The 16,447-nt window shown below is 57.3% G+C and carries 14 protein-coding genes; 6 read left to right on the top strand and 8 right to left on the bottom strand.

The genetic code is table 11. The annotated features are described in order from the left end of the window. Positions 1-8 precede the first annotated feature (8 nt). Both LMS44_RS03710 and LMS44_RS03705 read left to right on the top strand, forming a co-directional pair. Positions 9-1,334: an aspartate aminotransferase family protein gene (locus LMS44_RS03710; RefSeq protein WP_009286799.1), complete on the top strand. Its 1,326-nt coding sequence runs from the start codon at positions 9-11 to the stop codon at positions 1,332-1,334. Positions 1,335-1,393: 59 nt separating this feature from the next. Next, the gene (locus LMS44_RS03705) at positions 1,394-1,951 is read left to right on the top strand and encodes a carboxymuconolactone decarboxylase family protein (protein WP_039858752.1); all 558 of its coding nucleotides are present in this window, start codon (positions 1,394-1,396) and stop codon (positions 1,949-1,951) included. Positions 1,952-1,982: 31 nt separating this feature from the next. On the opposite strand, the gene argA is transcribed toward LMS44_RS03705, so the two are convergent. The 3 genes from argA to LMS44_RS03690 form a co-directional block, all read right to left on the bottom strand. Next, on the bottom strand, positions 1,983-3,296 hold the full coding sequence (argA, locus tag LMS44_RS03700) for an amino-acid N-acetyltransferase (protein WP_039858750.1): 1,314 nt from the start codon (positions 3,294-3,296) through the stop codon (positions 1,983-1,985). A gap of 226 nt (positions 3,297-3,522) precedes the next feature. Next, positions 3,523-4,788, bottom strand: a complete 1,266-nt coding sequence (locus LMS44_RS03695) for an inorganic phosphate transporter (protein WP_009286797.1) — start codon at positions 4,786-4,788, stop codon at positions 3,523-3,525. 10 nt (positions 4,789-4,798) lie between these two features. Then, complete coding sequence (locus LMS44_RS03690) at positions 4,799-5,479, bottom strand: TIGR00153 family protein (protein ID WP_009286796.1); 681 nt, start codon at positions 5,477-5,479, stop codon at positions 4,799-4,801. A gap of 137 nt (positions 5,480-5,616) precedes the next feature. Between LMS44_RS03690 and LMS44_RS03685 the strand changes: the two genes are divergently transcribed. After that, positions 5,617-6,516 carry a CYTH domain-containing protein gene (locus tag LMS44_RS03685; protein WP_039858749.1) on the top strand — a complete coding sequence of 300 codons (900 nt, stop codon included), beginning with the start codon at positions 5,617-5,619 and terminating at the stop codon, positions 6,514-6,516. 51 nt (positions 6,517-6,567) lie between these two features. After that, positions 6,568-7,485 (top strand): ion transporter, encoded by a 918-nt coding sequence (locus LMS44_RS03680; RefSeq protein WP_009286794.1) that lies wholly within the window; start codon positions 6,568-6,570, stop codon positions 7,483-7,485. Between the two features lie 106 nt (positions 7,486-7,591). On the opposite strand, the gene LMS44_RS03675 is transcribed toward LMS44_RS03680, so the two are convergent. The 3 genes from LMS44_RS03675 to LMS44_RS03665 all read right to left on the bottom strand — a co-directional run bounded on the left by LMS44_RS03675 (position 7,592) and on the right by LMS44_RS03665 (position 10,188). Next, positions 7,592-8,368, bottom strand: a complete 777-nt coding sequence (locus LMS44_RS03675) for an HAD family acid phosphatase (protein WP_022519942.1) — start codon at positions 8,366-8,368, stop codon at positions 7,592-7,594. 188 nt (positions 8,369-8,556) lie between these two features. After that, the gene (locus tag LMS44_RS03670) at positions 8,557-9,180 is read right to left on the bottom strand and encodes an L-threonylcarbamoyladenylate synthase (protein ID WP_138800955.1); all 624 of its coding nucleotides are present in this window, start codon (positions 9,178-9,180) and stop codon (positions 8,557-8,559) included. Between the two features lie 87 nt (positions 9,181-9,267). Further along, positions 9,268-10,188, bottom strand: a complete 921-nt coding sequence (locus LMS44_RS03665) for a PHP domain-containing protein (protein ID WP_230804895.1) — start codon at positions 10,186-10,188, stop codon at positions 9,268-9,270. A 144-nt stretch (positions 10,189-10,332) separates the two neighbouring features. Between LMS44_RS03665 and LMS44_RS03660 the strand changes: the two genes are divergently transcribed. Beyond that, the gene (locus LMS44_RS03660; protein ID WP_022519945.1) at positions 10,333-10,632 is read left to right on the top strand and encodes a YciI family protein; all 300 of its coding nucleotides are present in this window, start codon (positions 10,333-10,335) and stop codon (positions 10,630-10,632) included. A 158-nt stretch (positions 10,633-10,790) separates the two neighbouring features. Then, entirely contained in the window at positions 10,791-12,797 is a 2,007-nt protein-coding gene (mnmC, locus tag LMS44_RS03655) for a bifunctional tRNA (5-methylaminomethyl-2-thiouridine)(34)-methyltransferase MnmC2/FAD-dependent 5-carboxymethylaminomethyl-2-thiouridine(34) oxidoreductase MnmC1 (RefSeq protein WP_230804898.1), read from the top strand. A 1,149-nt stretch (positions 12,798-13,946) separates the two neighbouring features. Here mnmC and LMS44_RS03650 read toward each other — a convergent pair. Both LMS44_RS03650 and ligA read right to left on the bottom strand, forming a co-directional pair. Further along, positions 13,947-14,222, bottom strand: coding sequence for a YheU family protein (locus LMS44_RS03650; protein ID WP_022519947.1), 276 nt, complete (start codon positions 14,220-14,222; stop codon positions 13,947-13,949). Then, positions 14,222-16,255: an NAD-dependent DNA ligase LigA gene (gene ligA / locus LMS44_RS03645; RefSeq protein ID WP_230804900.1), complete on the bottom strand. Its 2,034-nt coding sequence runs from the start codon at positions 16,253-16,255 to the stop codon at positions 14,222-14,224. The genes LMS44_RS03650 and ligA overlap by 1 nt, the downstream gene beginning before the upstream one ends. Positions 16,256-16,447 lie beyond the last annotated feature (192 nt).

Below are 16,447 nucleotides of genomic sequence, written 5' to 3'. Positions count from 1 at the left end.
AAGAGGCTATGACGCGTATTCTTCACCGCGGTATCGGGGCGCAGCTACCTCATGCTGCGTCGGCACAGGGCGTCTATATCACGGATACCACGGGGCGTCGCTATCTGGATGGGTCGGGAGGCGCTGCAGTCACCAGCGTCGGGCACGCCCACCCGGAAGTGCTGGCCGCCATGCGCTCACAGATCGATAGCCTCTGTTACGCCCACACCTCATTTTTCACTACCGATGCCGCCGAAGCACTTGCCGAAAAGCTCGTGGATTTAGCCCCCGCAGGGCTGGATTACGTCTACTTGGTGTCGGGTGGGTCAGAAGCCGTCGAAGCGGCGCTGAAAATGGCCCGGCAGTACTTTGTAGAGATTAATCAGCCCCAGCGACGGCATATCATTGCCAGACGCCAGAGCTACCACGGCAATACCATCGGCGCGTTGGCAACCGGTGGCAATGCCATGCGGCGCCAGCAGTTTCAGCCCATCCTGCCAGAAACCCACCATGTATCGCCCTGCTATGCGTATCGCGACAAGGGCACCGATGAGACGCCCGAGGCCTACGCGGCACGGCTTGCCGAGGAGCTTGAGGCAAAGATTCTGGGACTTGGCCCTGAAGAAGTCATGGCCTTCGTTGCCGAACCCATCGTCGGTGCCACCTTAGGGGCGGTCGCTTCTGAGGCGGATTACTTCAAACGCGTACGTAGCATTTGCGATAAATACGGCGTACTGCTGATCCTCGACGAAGTGATGTGCGGCATGGGAAGAACTGGCACCGTCTTCGCCTGCGAACAAGATGGGGTAGTCCCGGATATCGTCACGATTGCCAAGGGTTTGGGCGGCGGTTATCAGCCTATCGGCGCGGTGATGCTATCGGCCAACATCTACGCCAGTTTTGCCAATGGGTCTGGGCTGTTTCAGCATGGCCATACCTATCTTGGGCACCCTGTGGCCGCCGCGGCCGCCAACAAAGTGGTTGAGATCATTGCACGGCCGGAGACGCTGGCGAACGTCAATGCCATGGGCACGAGGTTACAGAGCGGCCTTGAAGCGGCGCTCGGCGCATCCCCCCATGTGGGCGATATTCGCGGCAGGGGCTTGTTTCGCGGTATCGAGATTGTCGCGGACAGGGAGAGCAAAACGCCTTTCGATCCGGCTAGAAAGATTTACGCCAAGATCAAGCGACAGGCCATGGCGCGTGGCCTGATCAGCTACCCGATGGGCGGCACTATTGATGGCATTAACGGTGATCATATCTTGCTGGCTCCGCCCTATATCATTGCGCCTGACGAAGTAGACCTGATCATTGAGCGTATTGCCGAGGCCATAACCGCCGCCATCGCAGAGTAATAACTCACTCAACAGCTATCTAAACTAAGATTTGAATGACGACTGAAAGGAGACCACCCATGCACTCTTCTCCCTGCCCGCCTGTTTCCGACGCCGACTGGCCTGAGGAGATCCCTGATTTACGCGAGGGCTTTGCTGGCGCACTCAACGTTTATCGCACCATGGCCCATCACCCGGCCTTGCTTAGAGCGTGGGCGCCCTTGCGCCAACACGTTGTTAAGGAGAATGCGTTAGGCCCGGAACTGACTGAAGTGGTGATTTTACGCGCGGGTTTGCGTATGGGCTCTGCCTACGAGTGGGCTCATCATGTTAGTCGTGCACTCGCCCTGGGATTCTCCGAACACCGGATCACGGCTATTCGCGGTACTCCCGAAGGCGTTGACGGTCTTATCGTCAATGCCGTGGATGCGTTATTCGATGAGCGCATGCTGACCAAGGAGCAGGAAGCAGAACTTGCCGAGGCGATTGGACGCAAAGCAGTGATCGACCTGATCGCCATGGTGGGTTTTTATTCGGTGCTGGGCTATCTGCTCAAAACCTACGACACACCGATTGACGACACTATTCAACAAGAAGCGCAAAAACAGCCGGAGCTGTTTTCGCTAATGCCACGTTAAACCAGCTAATCCAGATCTGCTAATAAGCGAATTACGCTAATTGCTTAACCAACACCTTCGATTTACGGGCGTGATTGTAGGTTTCGCGTTTCAGCGGGGGTAGGTCTTCCAGGCTGGCGGCGCGGAAGCCGTGTTCCACAAACCAGTGGGCGGTGTGGGTCGTCAGCACGAAAACTTCAGTTAAGCCGCGCTGGCGGGCGCGGCGCTCCATGGCTTCCACCAGGCGCTCGCCCCGCTCGCCACCGCGGTAGCTGTCGTGCACCGCCACGCAGGCGAGTTCGGCAATGCTGGTATCCGTAAATACATGCAGCGCGGCGCAGCCAATCACCATGCCGTCACGCTCAATCACCATGTAGTCATCGATTTCATGCTCCAGGCGCTCTCTTGAGCGCGCTACCAGCATGCCCCGGCGCTCAAGCGGTTCCAGCAGTTCCAGCAAGCCCGCTACATCGTTGAGCGTGGCCGGGCGCAGCTGTTCGTAGCGGTGCTGGGTAATCATGGTGCCCACGCCGTCGCGGGTGAACAACTCACCCAGCAGGGCATCGTGGTTGCGCCAGGAAAGCAGGTGCGTGCGCGCCACGCCTTCCCGTGCGGCTGTGCAGGCGGCCTGTAAGTGGCGGGCTAGCTCGCTACCTGGCACCGCGGCGCTTAAACGCGGCTCGGCCTCCGCTGGCGAAAGCTGGCGCAGCAGCGCGCCCTGCTCATCTTCCAAGCCTTCGGATTCCCCCAGCAAAATCAGCTTATCGGCTTTCAGCGCCACGGCGGCGTGTTGAGCGACTTCAGAGGCATCCAGATCAAACACCTCGCCGGTACTGGAGAACCCGAGCGGTGGCAGTAGCACCAGCGAGCCTTTTTCCAGCAGGCCTTCAATGGCGCTGGCACGCACCCGGCGTACTTCGCCGCTGTGGTCGAAATCCACCCCTTCGCGCACGCCTAATGGCTTGGCGGTCACCAGATTGCCGGAGATCACGCTCAATTCCACACCGTGCAGCGGCGTGCTGGGCAGGCCAAGGGAGAGCCGCGCTTCAAGCCATAGCCGCTGGTGGGCAGCTACCTGCTCAACATGAGCCATCACCGCGCGATCCGCGACCCAGCGGCCATCGATGCGCGTGGGCTCTACGCCAGCGGCGGTTAGCGACTCGTGCACCTGGGGGCGAATGCCGAACACGACGACCAGTCGCACACCCAGGGTATGCAGCAGCGCCAAATCCTGAATCAGTTGCTCCCCTCGGCCAGACGCCATGGCTTCGCCTTCAATTAAGATGACAAAGGTTCGCCCCCGGTGGGCATTGATGTAGGGGGAAGCGTTACGAAACCAATCAACAAAGGGGAAGCGCGTATCCAAGGGCCGCTCTCCGGCAGCAGGTGAAAGAAACAATCTCAAAAACAATTTCAAAAACAATCTCCAGTTACTTTACCAGAGCACGAAAAACAGCGGCACCTTCAAATGCAAATCTGCTCAATCTAATGCAGATAAACATGAAGATGCCGCTGTGATCTTATCGCTCAGATGCTTCTAAAGCCTTTCGAGCCTTGGCGTACTACGTTTACAACGTGCTGCTTATTATTCGTTAGCCGAACATGCCCTTGAACATGAAGAAGAACAGAATCGCCAGGCCAGCGCCTGCTGGTAGCGTGATCAGCCACGACATGGCAATCGTGCCGATGACCCGCAGGTTCAATGCCGCCATGCCGCGTGCCAACCCCACCCCAAGAATCGCGCCGACCAGGGTGTGGGTGGTGGAAATCGGCAGGCCAGTGCCCGAGGCCAGCACCACCGTCGTGGCTGCCGCCAGGGTAGCGGCAAAGCCACGGCTGGGGGTCAGTTCCGTAATCCCGGTACCCACGGTAGCGATGACTTTATGACCGTAGGTGACCAGCCCCACCACGATACCGCTGCCGCCAAGTACCAGCACCCACCAGGGCACCAGTGCAGAGCCGCCAATTTCACCGCCGGTTTGCACCACGCTGATGACTGCCGCCAGTGGGCCAACCGCATTCGCCACATCGTTAGAACCGTGGGCAAAGGCCATGGCACAGGCAGTGAAGATCATCAGCACGCCGAACACACGCTCAACGTTGGCATAGCCGAAGTGGTCGTTGGTATTGTGCTCAAACTTGATACGCCGCTGCATGATCAGGCCAATGCCCATAATCACCAGGCCCAGCAGGATCGACAGCAACAGGCTCTGATTGAAGGTTAGATCCAACCCCACATGAGATAACCCTTTGGTCAGCGTGACCATCGAAACGATGAAGCCCACCAGAAACACATAACCGGGTACGTAGCGTTTGGCGGCCGTGAACGGGTTGTCGTCCTCGAAAATCAGGTGGTGTACCGATTTAAACAGCACGAAACCGATGGTACCTGCCAACAAGGGGGAGACCACCCAACTGGCGGCAATCTTGCCTACCGCACCCCAGTCCACCGTGGCAGGACCTAGCCCTGCAACCGCAAAGCCTACGATCGCGCCGACAATCGAGTGCGTCGTGGAAACCGGCCAGCCTTTCATGGAGGCCACCAGCAGCCATGTCCCCGCCGCCAGCAGGGCTGCCAGCATGCCGTAGACCAGCAATTGTGGGTCGTCCTGTAGCAGTTCGGGGTCGATAATACCTTTACGGATCGTATTGGTAACTTCGCCACCGGCTAGCCAGGCACCCAGGAATTCAAAAATGACCGCAATCAGGATAGCCTGTTTGATGGTGATCGCTTTCGACCCCACCGAGGTTCCCATGGCATTGGCCACGTCGTTGGCGCCAACGCCCCAGGCCATGAAAAAGCCAAACAAACAGGCCAGGATGATAAAGATTTCACCGTGCTGGGCAATAATCAGCATGAAAGTCCCCTTAGCGGGCAGTCAGGATCTGCAGACGGCTACCCACGCGCTCGGCGCGGTCGGATAGTTCGCCAACCCATTCAATGATCTTGTAGAGAAAGATCACGTCCACTGGCGGTAGCTGGCTCTCAAGCTTGAACAGCTGGCGGCGAATGGTGATCTGTTGGTCGTCGGCTTGGTGTTCGAGGGTGTGCAGCTCACGGATCATCTTCTGCATCACATCCGAGACGTTTTTGCCAAAGCCGGACTCGAGTAGATCCTTGAGCTCTTCTAGCGCTTGACGCGCTTGCGCCACGCAGGCAACGCTGGTTCGAATGTAGTCGCGCATCGGCGCGGCCAGCTCATCCGGCACGCGCATTTTACGCCCCAGCATAATGCCGGTAATGTCACGCACCTTGTTGGCGATCTTGTCCTGCACGCTGATCAGATCAAGCAGATCGGAGCGCGACACCGGAAGAAACATGGTGTTGGGCAGGTTCAACCGCAGCTCTGTTTTCAGCGTATCGGCGTCATGCTCTAGGCGGGTGACGTTTTCGCGCAGCTCAGCCGCTTTGTCCCAGTCATCAACCAGGGTTGCTTCAAAAAACGGCAACAGCTGATCGGCACACTCATTCGTCTTGACGATATGGGCCAATAACGGCTGGAATGGCGAGCGGCCAAACATCGAAGAAAAAGGATTGGAGGTAACCATAATGCCTTTTAGCCTGTTTTCGGGGAGCCTGGAAATGGCGGCGCCAGTATAAAGAGTGCGCCTGCCGCCGTCATGAAAAGTTCACAAATGTAATCAAATATTCATTTAAATGTCACGATAACGAGGTGGCTAGCGTCATGAAAAGCCCAAACCCCATGGAAGTGGAACTTAAACTGGCCCTTGCCCCGACAGGGCCTGCGGCGCTGACTCAACACCCGTATCTCGCTTCACACGCCGTGCGTAAACAATCGCTGACCAATACCTACTTTGATACCCCTCAGGGTGATCTGGCGAAAGCACATATTGCGCTGCGACTTCGCCAGGTAGACGGCCAGGTGCTGCAAACGGTGAAAACCGCTGGCCAAGGTGGCGGCGGGCTTTCCCAGCGCGAAGAGTGGGAGTGGCAGGTTGTTGGCCCACAGTTGGATCTCGCTTCAATTGCCAAGCTCCCCCCTTTTCAAGGCGAACTTAGCGGTGTGCTAGATGCCCTCGCCCCCCAACTCAGCACCGATTTCACACGGCGTAGCTGGCAGCTAAAAGAGGGCGGACAAGGTCAGGAGAGTCATGTCGAGCTGGTATTGGATGAAGGCGAAATTATTAGCGGTGACTACCGCACGCCGATTCGCGAAGCAGAACTCGAATTAAAAGGCGGCGAGCCCGAAGCTCTGTGGGCGCTGGCATTGACCCTTGCTGAACAGGTACCCCTGCGACCCTCGGACAGTAGCAAGGCGGCCCGTGGCAATGCGCTTAGTACCCAACACTGGCCGCTCCCCGAAGCACACTCCCCGGCAGAGTGGCTGCACCGTGCCACGCTGGCGCTGGACGCCTACCACGACAGCCAACAAGCCAGCTTTTTAAACGATGCCCAGCAGGCGCTGGCCACTCTCGCCGAACATCCCGAACTGGATGCCACCGCACGCGCTTATGCCCAGGCGCTGCCTGGCGCGCTCGATGCGGACGGCCAGCCCAATGCAGCCTACGGTAAAGCGGCGTTAGCGCTCGCCCATCGCTTGGCGTACCAAACCGCGCTACGCTAGGTCCTAGCGCACTTTTCAGGACGGCATTGAGGTCCACTTCAGGATGATGCAATGAATTTAAACTTAACCCCCGGCGCGGAAGGCCTACGCACCCGCCTGTTTCATATCATATTTGAGTCTGACACGCCGGGGGCCAAAGCGTTTGATATCGCCTTGATTGTGGCGATTCTACTCAGCGTTGCGGTCATTATGCTGGGCAGTATCGAGACTTATGCCGAGCGGTACGGAGAACTCTTCTTTTATCTGGAGTGGGCATTCACTCTGTTATTTAGCATTGAGCTCATCCTACGCATTTACTGCCTGGAAAAACCGACCCTTTATTTAAAAAGCTTTTATGGCATCGTCGACTTAATCGCGATTTTGCCCATTTGGCTAGTACTACTGGTGCCCGGAGCCCATGGGCTGGTGATTGTTCGCCTGCTGCGGGTACTGCGCATTTTTCGTATTCTGCGCCTGATGGAGTTTGTCGGCGAGGCGCGTCTTTTAATGGATGCCCTTAAACGCAGCATGCGCCAGATATTGCTGTTTTTTAGCGCCATATTAATGGTGATTACCCTGTTCGCGGCGCTGATGTACACCATCGAATCCTCTGAGGCGGGCTTCACCAGTATTCCGATGTCGATGTACTGGGCCATTGTCAGCATGACCACCGTCGGCTATGGCGACATCGTCCCCGCTACTGCGCTGGGTAAATCGATTACGGTGGTACTCATGCTGCTCGGCTACTCGATCATTGCCGTGCCCACCGGGGTGTTTTCCGCCCAGGTGATTCGCTCGATCCGTGAAGAGCGTTACTCCGAAGAAGCCTGCCCCGGCTGCGGTCACGAACGCCATGAAAAACGCGCCCGCTACTGCCTGCGCTGCGGCACCTGGCTGGATGAAGACAGCGAAGACCCGCGCAAGAAGGATGACGACAAAACAGATGACGCTCAAGAAAATAGCCACGAGAGTGACGAAGACAAGAACTAAGACAAAAACACGCCCCAAGACAGCTAAACTAAATCGTCAAACAAAATAGCCAAACCTGGGGCGCGCAGCGTTTATTTAATGCGGTATGGAGTGGTTATCTAACCGATCACTCCACTTCGTGCGGGGCTTCCCAGGCGTCTAACTCAGCCTCGCTCCAGGCACCGTAAGTAGCGTTGGGGAACACGATCCAATCGTTGCCAAAACGCTCGGCATTCTCTTCAACAAGCGCATGCTGCTGGTCAAGGTCGGCGCCCGCGAAGTCACCCGCGAAATCGTGAAGGGAATCCCCCAGCTGCATCACCAGAGTGTGGTTATCCACCACTTCCGCGCGACGTTCTGCCTTGGCAGGCCCCAGCAACATCACGCTCTGTTCAGAGACTTGGGGTAGCTCTAGCGCTTCCAAGGTGGCGATAGTGTCGGCCTCGTTCTCCTGGTAGCGATCAGAGACGTAAAAAATGGCCACGCCCTGCTCATCCGCGTAATCCAGGAACGCTTTGGCACCCGGCATCAAACGCGGCTCGCCTTCACGCTCCCAATGCTTCCATGTGTCCCAAGTGGTGTAGTCGTGGCATGCCTGCATGTCGCGAACCAACAGAGCGCTATTATCCAGCACCGTTTCATCCAGGTCGGTAATGATCGCCAAGTCGTCGCTACCACCATGCGCCTCAATCTGATCCTCAAGCCGGTAGGTGGCGAGGGCAAAACCCTGACGCTGCAGAGCAGCGGCTTCAGCAGACTGCTGTTGATAGCGCAGGCCCATTGCATAAGCTTCCTGGGCACATATTTCTGCGTCATCACTATTTGCATGGCTGGTCAGCGGTAAAGCGGTGAGGCTGGCTAGAGCAGCAAGGGTGCAGAGGCGAGAAGGGAATGGCTTCGTCATTGAATGATCTCCTGGGCTAGGCGATCTCAAAAAGACGAGGCGATTCCTCGCCTTAAAGGATCACAATTTATTATCGAAAAGAACCGTTAGGATCATATTTTATTTTCATTGAACATTCAAATAATGAAAAATAGACAAACTCCCTGCTCATTAAAGCTAAAAGCAGGGATTTGCTCTGAAAAGTGTTTTTAGACGACGAAAGGAGAAATATCGCCGCGCCCTTCACGGATGATTTTCGGCGGCAGTTCGCGCAGGTCGATGACGCTGGTGGGGTCTAAATGGCAGGCGCCGCCGTCGATAATGGCATCCAGGTGGGCGCCAAAACGCTCGCGGATCTCTTCCGGGTCGTTCATGGGCAGGTCATCGCCCACCGGAATCAACGTTACGCTCATCAACGGCTCGCCTAATGCGGCCAGTAACGCGTGGGTAATGCGGTGATCCGGTACGCGCACGCCAATGGAGCGCCGCTTGGGATGCAGTAGCAGGCGCGGCACTTCTGAAGTGGCATCCAGAATATAAGTATAAGGGCCTGGGGTATGGGCTTTCAGCAACCGAAATACATCGTTATCCACCTTGGCGTAGGTGCCAATTTCCGAGAGATCGGAGCACACCAGGGTGAAGTTGTGTTTATCGTCCAGTGAACGTAGCCATTTTATCTTCTCAATGGCTTTCTTCTCACCCAGATGGCAGCCAAGCGCATAGCCCGAATCAGTGGGGTAAGCAACCACACCGCCTTTACGAATGATCTCAATCGACTGATCGATGAGGCGTTTCTGAGGGTTTTCCGGGTGAATCTGAAAATATTGGCTCATTGGTAACTCCTGTCCGTAGGCCCTGCCTATACAGCATAGCCGACTTGGCTTTTAACTGACCGGGCTTTGCAATGACCCGGCTGTGATTTAACCGACCGCCAGCAGGCCGGGTGACGCATCGCGCAGGTGCAGCAGCCGGGGATGCTGCCATATGGGGGGCGCCGCAGTGCGCGGCACTAGGCTCATGCTGCCGGGGGCCGCATGACTGCCAGGGAAGTGAAAATCGCTGCCCATAGAAGCGTAAAGGTCGCGCTCCACTAGCTGACGCGCCAGGTCGCGGGTGCTATCCGGGTTCTGCTGGCCGCTGACCAGTTCAACCGCTTGGCCGCCCGCCGCTTGGAAGGTATCCATCAACAGGCCTCGCTTGCGCCGGGTTAAGCCGTGGCGCAGTGGATGGGCAATCACGGCCACACCGCCGGAATCGACAATCCAGCTCACGGCTTCGCTGATTTCCGGCCAGTGGGCTTTAACATCGCCCTTTTTGCCGCTGCCCAGATAGCGCTTGAAGGCGCTGGCCCAGTCGGGCACCACGCCTTCCGCTACCAGCGCGCGGGCAAAGTCCGGGCGGCCTAGCGGGCGGTCACTGCCAGCGTGCAGGCGCGCTTTTTCCAGCGCGTTGGATAAACCGACTTTTTCCAGCCTTTCGGCGATCACTGCTGCACGCTGTATCCGAGCTTCACGCTGCTGAATCAGGCCTTCCACCATTGCCCCCTGCAAGCCACCGGGCATCAGCGCCACCACATGGATATTGACGCCCTGCCAGCGTGTGGATAACTCACAGCCGGGGATAAGACACAGCCCTGCTTGCTCCGCCGCGCGGCCCGCTTCTTCAATGCCGTCCATGGTATCGTGATCGGTGAGCGACATGTGCGTCAGCCCGCGTTCGGCACACAGGGTTACCAGCTCGGTGGGCGTTAACGCGCCATCGGAAGCGGTTGAGTGCATGTGCAAATCAACTGGGTAGCGCTGATCGGCATCAAAGGTATAGGGAAGTCGAGGCATAAGCATGACGCCGTGTGGCCAGTTTGTCAGAATGCGCTTTTCAGCTGTGAATGAACCCTTCGCAATGGGTAAGATATGGTGCGCGCTTATGCCAGTGCGGTCAATTAACGGTCACTTTGCATCCTCGTCTTATCAAGGAGTTATACCCAAATGCTGTATGCCATTATGAGTGAAGATGTACCCAATAGCTTAGAGCGCCGCTTAGCGGCCCGGCCAGACCACTTGGCACGCCTGGAAGCGCTGCGCGATGAAGGCCGCCTGGTACTGGCTGGCCCTCACCCTGCCATCGACGCTGAAAATCCTGGCGATGCAGGCTTTTCCGGCAGCTTGGTGGTAGCGGAATTCGACAGCCTGGAAGACGCCAAGGCGTGGGCCGACGCTGACCCATACATTATTGCAGGGGTGTATGCCAAGGTAATTGTTAAGCCGTTCAAGAAAGTTATGCCTTGACGCCAATAGGCAAGTATGGAGGGTTCGTCGGCTTTTTCACAGAGCCTGTGGAAAACTCTGTGCAAACCCGGCGGACGCTTTGCGCTAAGCCAGAGATAACGCCAGCGCTAACAAATTGATCATTTTTTAACCACCTGTTCATCAATACGGATACCTGCGTGACCCAACGTTCAAACGCTTTGCCACCGCTTGCGGCATTAACGACGCCAACCCTTACCTGGAACGAGGGAGCCCCCCACGCAACAGCGTTTGATGACATCTATTTCACCCGTGGCGATGGGCGCGCAGAGACCGAACATGTCTTTCTGGGTGCCAATCACCTCCCCGAACGCTTTGCCGCCTGGGAAGCCGCGCGGCCCTTTGTGATTGGCGAAACCGGCTTTGGCACCGGGCTCAATATGCTCTGCGCCTGGGCCTGTTTTGAACAACATGCCCCTTCTTCTGCACGACTGCACCTGTTATCCACAGAGAAGTTTCCCCTTGAGCTAGCTGCCCTTGAACAAGCATTAGCTAGCTGGCCCTCGCTGGCGACTTATACACAGGCGCTCTGTGCCCAGTGGCCCGCCGCGGTTAGCGGTATTCACCGCCTGCACTTAACCGATCGCGTCACCCTTGATCTGCATTTCGGCGATACCACTGAGCGCCTGGAGCAGTTGGATGGTCAGGTCGACGCCTGGTTTTTAGACGGCTTTGCGCCGTCTAAAAACCCCGATATGTGGCAGCCTGAATTGTTTAACGCCATGGCCGCCCGTTCACGCCCCGGCGCGACTTTCGCCACTTTCACCTGCGCAGGCATCGTTAAGCGGGGCCTGAAAGCGGCGGGCTTTAACTGGAAGAAAGTGCCGGGCTATGGCCGCAAGCGGGAAATGCTAGCGGGCAGTATCGAAGCTCCACCAGCGGATCACCGCCGCCAGGCCACTCCCTGGTTTATCCCACCGCCTGCGACACCGGCCAAGCACGTTGTGATAGTCGGCGCCGGGTTGGCGGGAAGCAGCGTAGCGGCAGCGCTGGCACGGCGGGGCATTAAGGTGACAGTGGTGGAGCGCGAAGCACCCGGTGCGGGCGGTTCGGGTAATCGCCAGGGCGCGCTATATGTAAAGCTTGCCGCCGAGACCAATCACCAAAGCCGGGTTTATCTTGCTGGGCTGTTGTACAGCCAGCGCTGGTTAACGCAGCAAAACTCCCCCCAAAGCTTATGGCAGCCCTGCGGCGTGGTGCAGTTGGCAAGCAGTGATAAAGAGGCACGCCGCCAGCAGCGTTTTATCGAGCAACACCCGCTGCCACCTGAAGTCGTCACGGGCATGGAGAACCCGACGTTAACCGAAACGGCGGCAATCACCGTCAGTGCACCTCACGGGCTTTATTATCCACAGGCGGGGTGGGTAAGGCCTAAGGCGCTGTGTGAGTACTTGCTTAGCCAACCAGGCATTAGCTTGCAGCAAGGCGACGTTAGCTCCCTTACCCAACTAGAAAACGGCTGGCAACTGAACTTGGCCGATGGCAGTACGTTGCGGGCGGATCAGGTGGTGATTGCCAGCGCGCATTTGGCTAACTGCTTTACGCAAACGGCGGAATTACCGCTACAGTCGGTGCGCGGCCAGATTAGCGAGCTAACGCTACCCAATGAGGTAGCGGGCCCTAAACGCGTCGTCTGTGCTGGCGGCTATGTGGCGCCCGCTTTAGAGGGTGTGCTGACCTTCGGGGCTAGCTTTGTACCCAACAATGCGACAACTGATGTGACGGATGACGACCATCAGCGCAATATCGATGAGCTGCGCCAGACGCTGCCCGCGTTGGTAAAGGCGTTGGAACAGGCAGGCATTGAGCTGAGCCCTGAGAACCTTAAGGGCCGTGCCGCCGTGCGTGCAGCAAGCCCCGACAAAACCCCTTACGCTGGGCCGGTGCCGGTGGCAGAAGCATGGCGGGCAGACTATTCGCTGCTGAGCAAAGATGCCACCCGCGTGGCGGAGATACCTGGCAGGCACCATCCAGGCCTGTGGATATCCACCGCCCACGGCTCAAGGGGGCTCGCCAGCGCGCCGCTTTGTGCCGAGGTAATCGCCTCACGAATCTGCGATGAACCAATGCCACTAGAAGCGCCGCTGGTCGATCACTTACACCCAGGGCGGCGGATTATTAGTGCAATTATTCGTGGGCAGACTTAATAGACAAGCTTGAGATTGCCGCGTCGCTGCGCTCCTCGCAACGACATTTTTGGGTGGGCGCCTGGCTACAACACTCTCTTGTCATCGCGAACGAAGCGCGGCGATCTCGGATTTGCCTGCCAATGCCAGCAAAGATTGCTTCGTCGCTGCGCTCCTCGCAACGACATATTGGGTGGGCGCCTGACCACAACATTCTTTTGTCATCGCGAGCGAAGCGCGGCGATCTCGGGTTTGCCTGCCAATGCCAGCAAAGATTGCTTCGTCGCTGCGCTCCTCGCAACGACATATTGGGTGGGCGCCTGACCACAACATTCTTTTGTCATCGCGAGCGAAGCGCGGCGATCTCGGGTTTACCTGCCAATGCCAGCAAAGATTGCTTCGTCGTTTCACTCCCCGCAATGACACATTGGCTGGGCGCCTGGCTACAACATTCTTTTGTCATCGCGAGCGAAGCGCGGCGATCTCGGGTTTGCCTGCCAATGCCAGCAAAGATTGCTTCGTCGTTTCACTCCTCGCAATGACACATAGGCGTCATTGCGAACGAAGTGAAGCAATCTGGGGTGGGTGCCCCGACAGGCTGAGATTGCTTCGTCGTTTCACTCTCGCCATGACACATAGGCGTCATTGCGAACGAAGTGAAGCAATCTGGGGTGGGGGCCCCGACAGGCTGAGATTGCTTCGTCGTTTCACTCTCGCCATGACACATTGGCTAGGCGCCTGGCTACAACATTCTTTTGTCATCGCGAGCGAAGCGCGGCGATCTCGGGTTTGCCTGCCAATGCCAGCAAAGATTGCTTCGTCGTTTCACTCCTCGCAATGACACATAGGCTGGGCGCCTGGCTACAACATTCTTTTGTCATCGCGAGCGAAGCGCGGCGATCTCGGGTTTACCTGCCAATGCCAGCAAAGATTGCTTCGTCGTTTCACTCCTCGCAATGACACATAGGCGTCATTGCGAACGAAGTGAAGCAATCTGGGGTGGGTGCCCCGACAGGCTGAGATTGCTTCGTCGTTTCACTCCTCGCAATGACACATAGGCGTCATTGAGAACGAAGTGAAGCAATCTGGGGTGGGTGCCCCACAGGATGAGATTGCCGCGTCGCTGCGCTCCTCGCGACGACATATTGGGAGGCTTTTCGCAAGATGAGGCTAAATATCGCCCTCTTCTTCGTCGTCGGCGACATCGCGCCCAAACGAGCGCCACTGAGCCAGGGTCATCACTTCGGTCATCTCTAGCTCAAGGTCGTGAGCGATAATCAGTTCATTGCGCTCAAGCTGCTTTTTCAGTTCGGCTACCCAGCCGTGCATGCCCTCGCCCGTGGTATCAGTAGTGTCGTAGCCCTGGCGGGTCACAAACGCCTCTAGCAGGGCATTGAGGGTGTCCGGCGGCAGCATTCGGGCGGGTACTTCAATAAAACGGCTCATTAACGCTGCTCCCACTCAGCCAAACGTTCGATAAAGGTGGCTTCGTCCACGACTTCCACGCCCATCTGTTCAGCTTTAGTAAGTTTACTGCCCGCCGCTTCGCCTGCGACCAGGCAGGTAGTCTTCTTCGATACACTACCCGCCACCTTAGCACCCAACGCCTGCAAGCGTGCTTTACCCTCATCCCGGGTCATACTCTCCAGCGAGCCGGTGAGCACCCAGGTCTGGCCTTCCAGCGGAGTAGGGCCTTGGGTGACTTCCGCCTCCTGCCAGGTAATGCCCGCATCAATCAGCGCGGCAATGGTTTCCTGATTGTGCGGTTGGCGGAAGAAAGTATGCACATGGGCGGCCACTATCGGGCCGACATCGTTGACCGCTTCCAGCGCTTCCAACTCAGCGGCTTGAATGGCCTCAAGGGTACCAAAGTGGTTGGCGAGATTGGCCGCCGTCGCCTCGCCTACTTCACGAATACCTAAGGCGTAAATAAACCGCGCCAGCGTAGTCGATTTAGCAGTTTCAAGTGCGTTGACCAAGTTGGTGGCTGATTTCTCGCCCATACGCGGCAGGCTTTGAAGCTGTTCGACAGACAAGTGAAACAGCGCCGCCGGCGTTTCTACCCAGCCCAAATCAACTAACTGCACGATCAACTTTTCGCCCAAGCCGTCAATATCCAGCGCTTTGCGACTGGCGAAATGCTTGAGCGCTTCTTTACGCTGCGCCGCACAGTAAAGGCCCCCCGAACAGCGAGCGACCGCTTCACCTTCAATACGCTCGATATCCGAACCGCACACCGGGCAATGTTCGGGAAAAATGATCTCCCTTGCATCCTCTGGTCGCAGCTCGGTATGCACGCTCACGACTTGAGGAATCACATCACCGGCCCGGCGAATCGACACCGTATCGCCGATCATGACATCCAAGCGTTTGATCTCATCGGCGTTGTGCAGCGTCGCGTTAGACACCGTTACCCCGGCCACGGTGACTGGTTCCAGGCGCGCCACGGGCGTAATCGCCCCGGTTCGGCCGACCTGGAACTCCACATCGTTAAGCGTGGTGACCTCTTCCTGAGCCGGATACTTGAACGCCACCGCCCAGCGCGGCGCGCGGGCAACAAAGCCAAGTTCGCGCTGGTGGCGCAGGTCGTTCACCTTGATCACCACACCGTCGATATCGAAACCTAAATCATCTCGCCTTTCGCCTAACTGGTCACAGTAATCGGCAACGGCCTGAGGGCCTTTGACCACCTTCAATTCTGAACTGGCGCGAAAGCCTAACGTGGACAAACGCTGCATTAGTTCGCTGTGCGCAGTATCCCCTAAGTCTGGCTCCAAGCGCGCAGCCTGATAAGCATGAAACTCTAGCGGGCGTTTTGCCGTGATGCGTGGATCCAACTGGCGCAGGCTGCCTGCCGCCGCGTTGCGGGGGTTGGCAAAGACCTTGCTGCCCTCTTCCCGGGCGCGCTCGTTCAGCGCCTCAAAGCCCGCATGGCGCATAATGACCTCACCCCGTACTTCTAACAGCGCAGGCACGTTTTTACCCATCAGCTTGAGCGGTACCGAGCGCAGCGTGCGCAGATTAGAGGTAATGCCTTCGCCGGTGCGGCCATCGCCGCGGGTCGCACCGCTCACCAACATGCCCTGCTCATAGACTAGCGAGACGGCCGCGCCATCCAACTTTGGCTCGCAGGTAAATTCAAGGTCGTCTGCCGTGCATTCGAGGCGTTCGGCCACCCGTTCAGCAAAGGCGAGGATATCGTCACGGCTAAAGGCGTTATCCAGCGACAGCATGGGGATAGCGTGGGCCACCGATGGAAAGCCATCCGCAGGGGCAGCGCCCACACGCTGAGTGGGTGAATCGGGAGTGACCAACTCCGGATGCTCAGCCTCCAACTGCTGTAAACGCTGAAATTTACGATCATAGTCGGCATCCGTCAGCGTCGGTTCATCCAGTACGTAGTAACGGTAGTTGGCCTCGTCCAGGGCGGCCCGCAGTTGGTTAATCTCTTCCAGAGATTGAGAATCAGACTGACTCATTGGGGTGGGTTCCAGTACTAGCTAAAATCGGCAGCGAAAACGCAAAAGCTAAATTTCAAAAGCTAAATTTCAAAAGCTAAATTTCAAAAACATAAAAAATGACAAAACAACAGCGTATTGAACAGAAACACCCGCCTCCTGGCAAGAAGGCGGGTGTTTCACAGCAAGTGCTGCTTCGTCGGTTAGTAGGCG

The organism is Halomonas profundus (assembly GCF_020865425.1).
GTDB lineage: Bacteria > Pseudomonadota > Gammaproteobacteria > Pseudomonadales > Halomonadaceae > Vreelandella > Vreelandella titanicae.
This window is presented reverse-complemented; position numbering and strand designations above follow the sequence as displayed.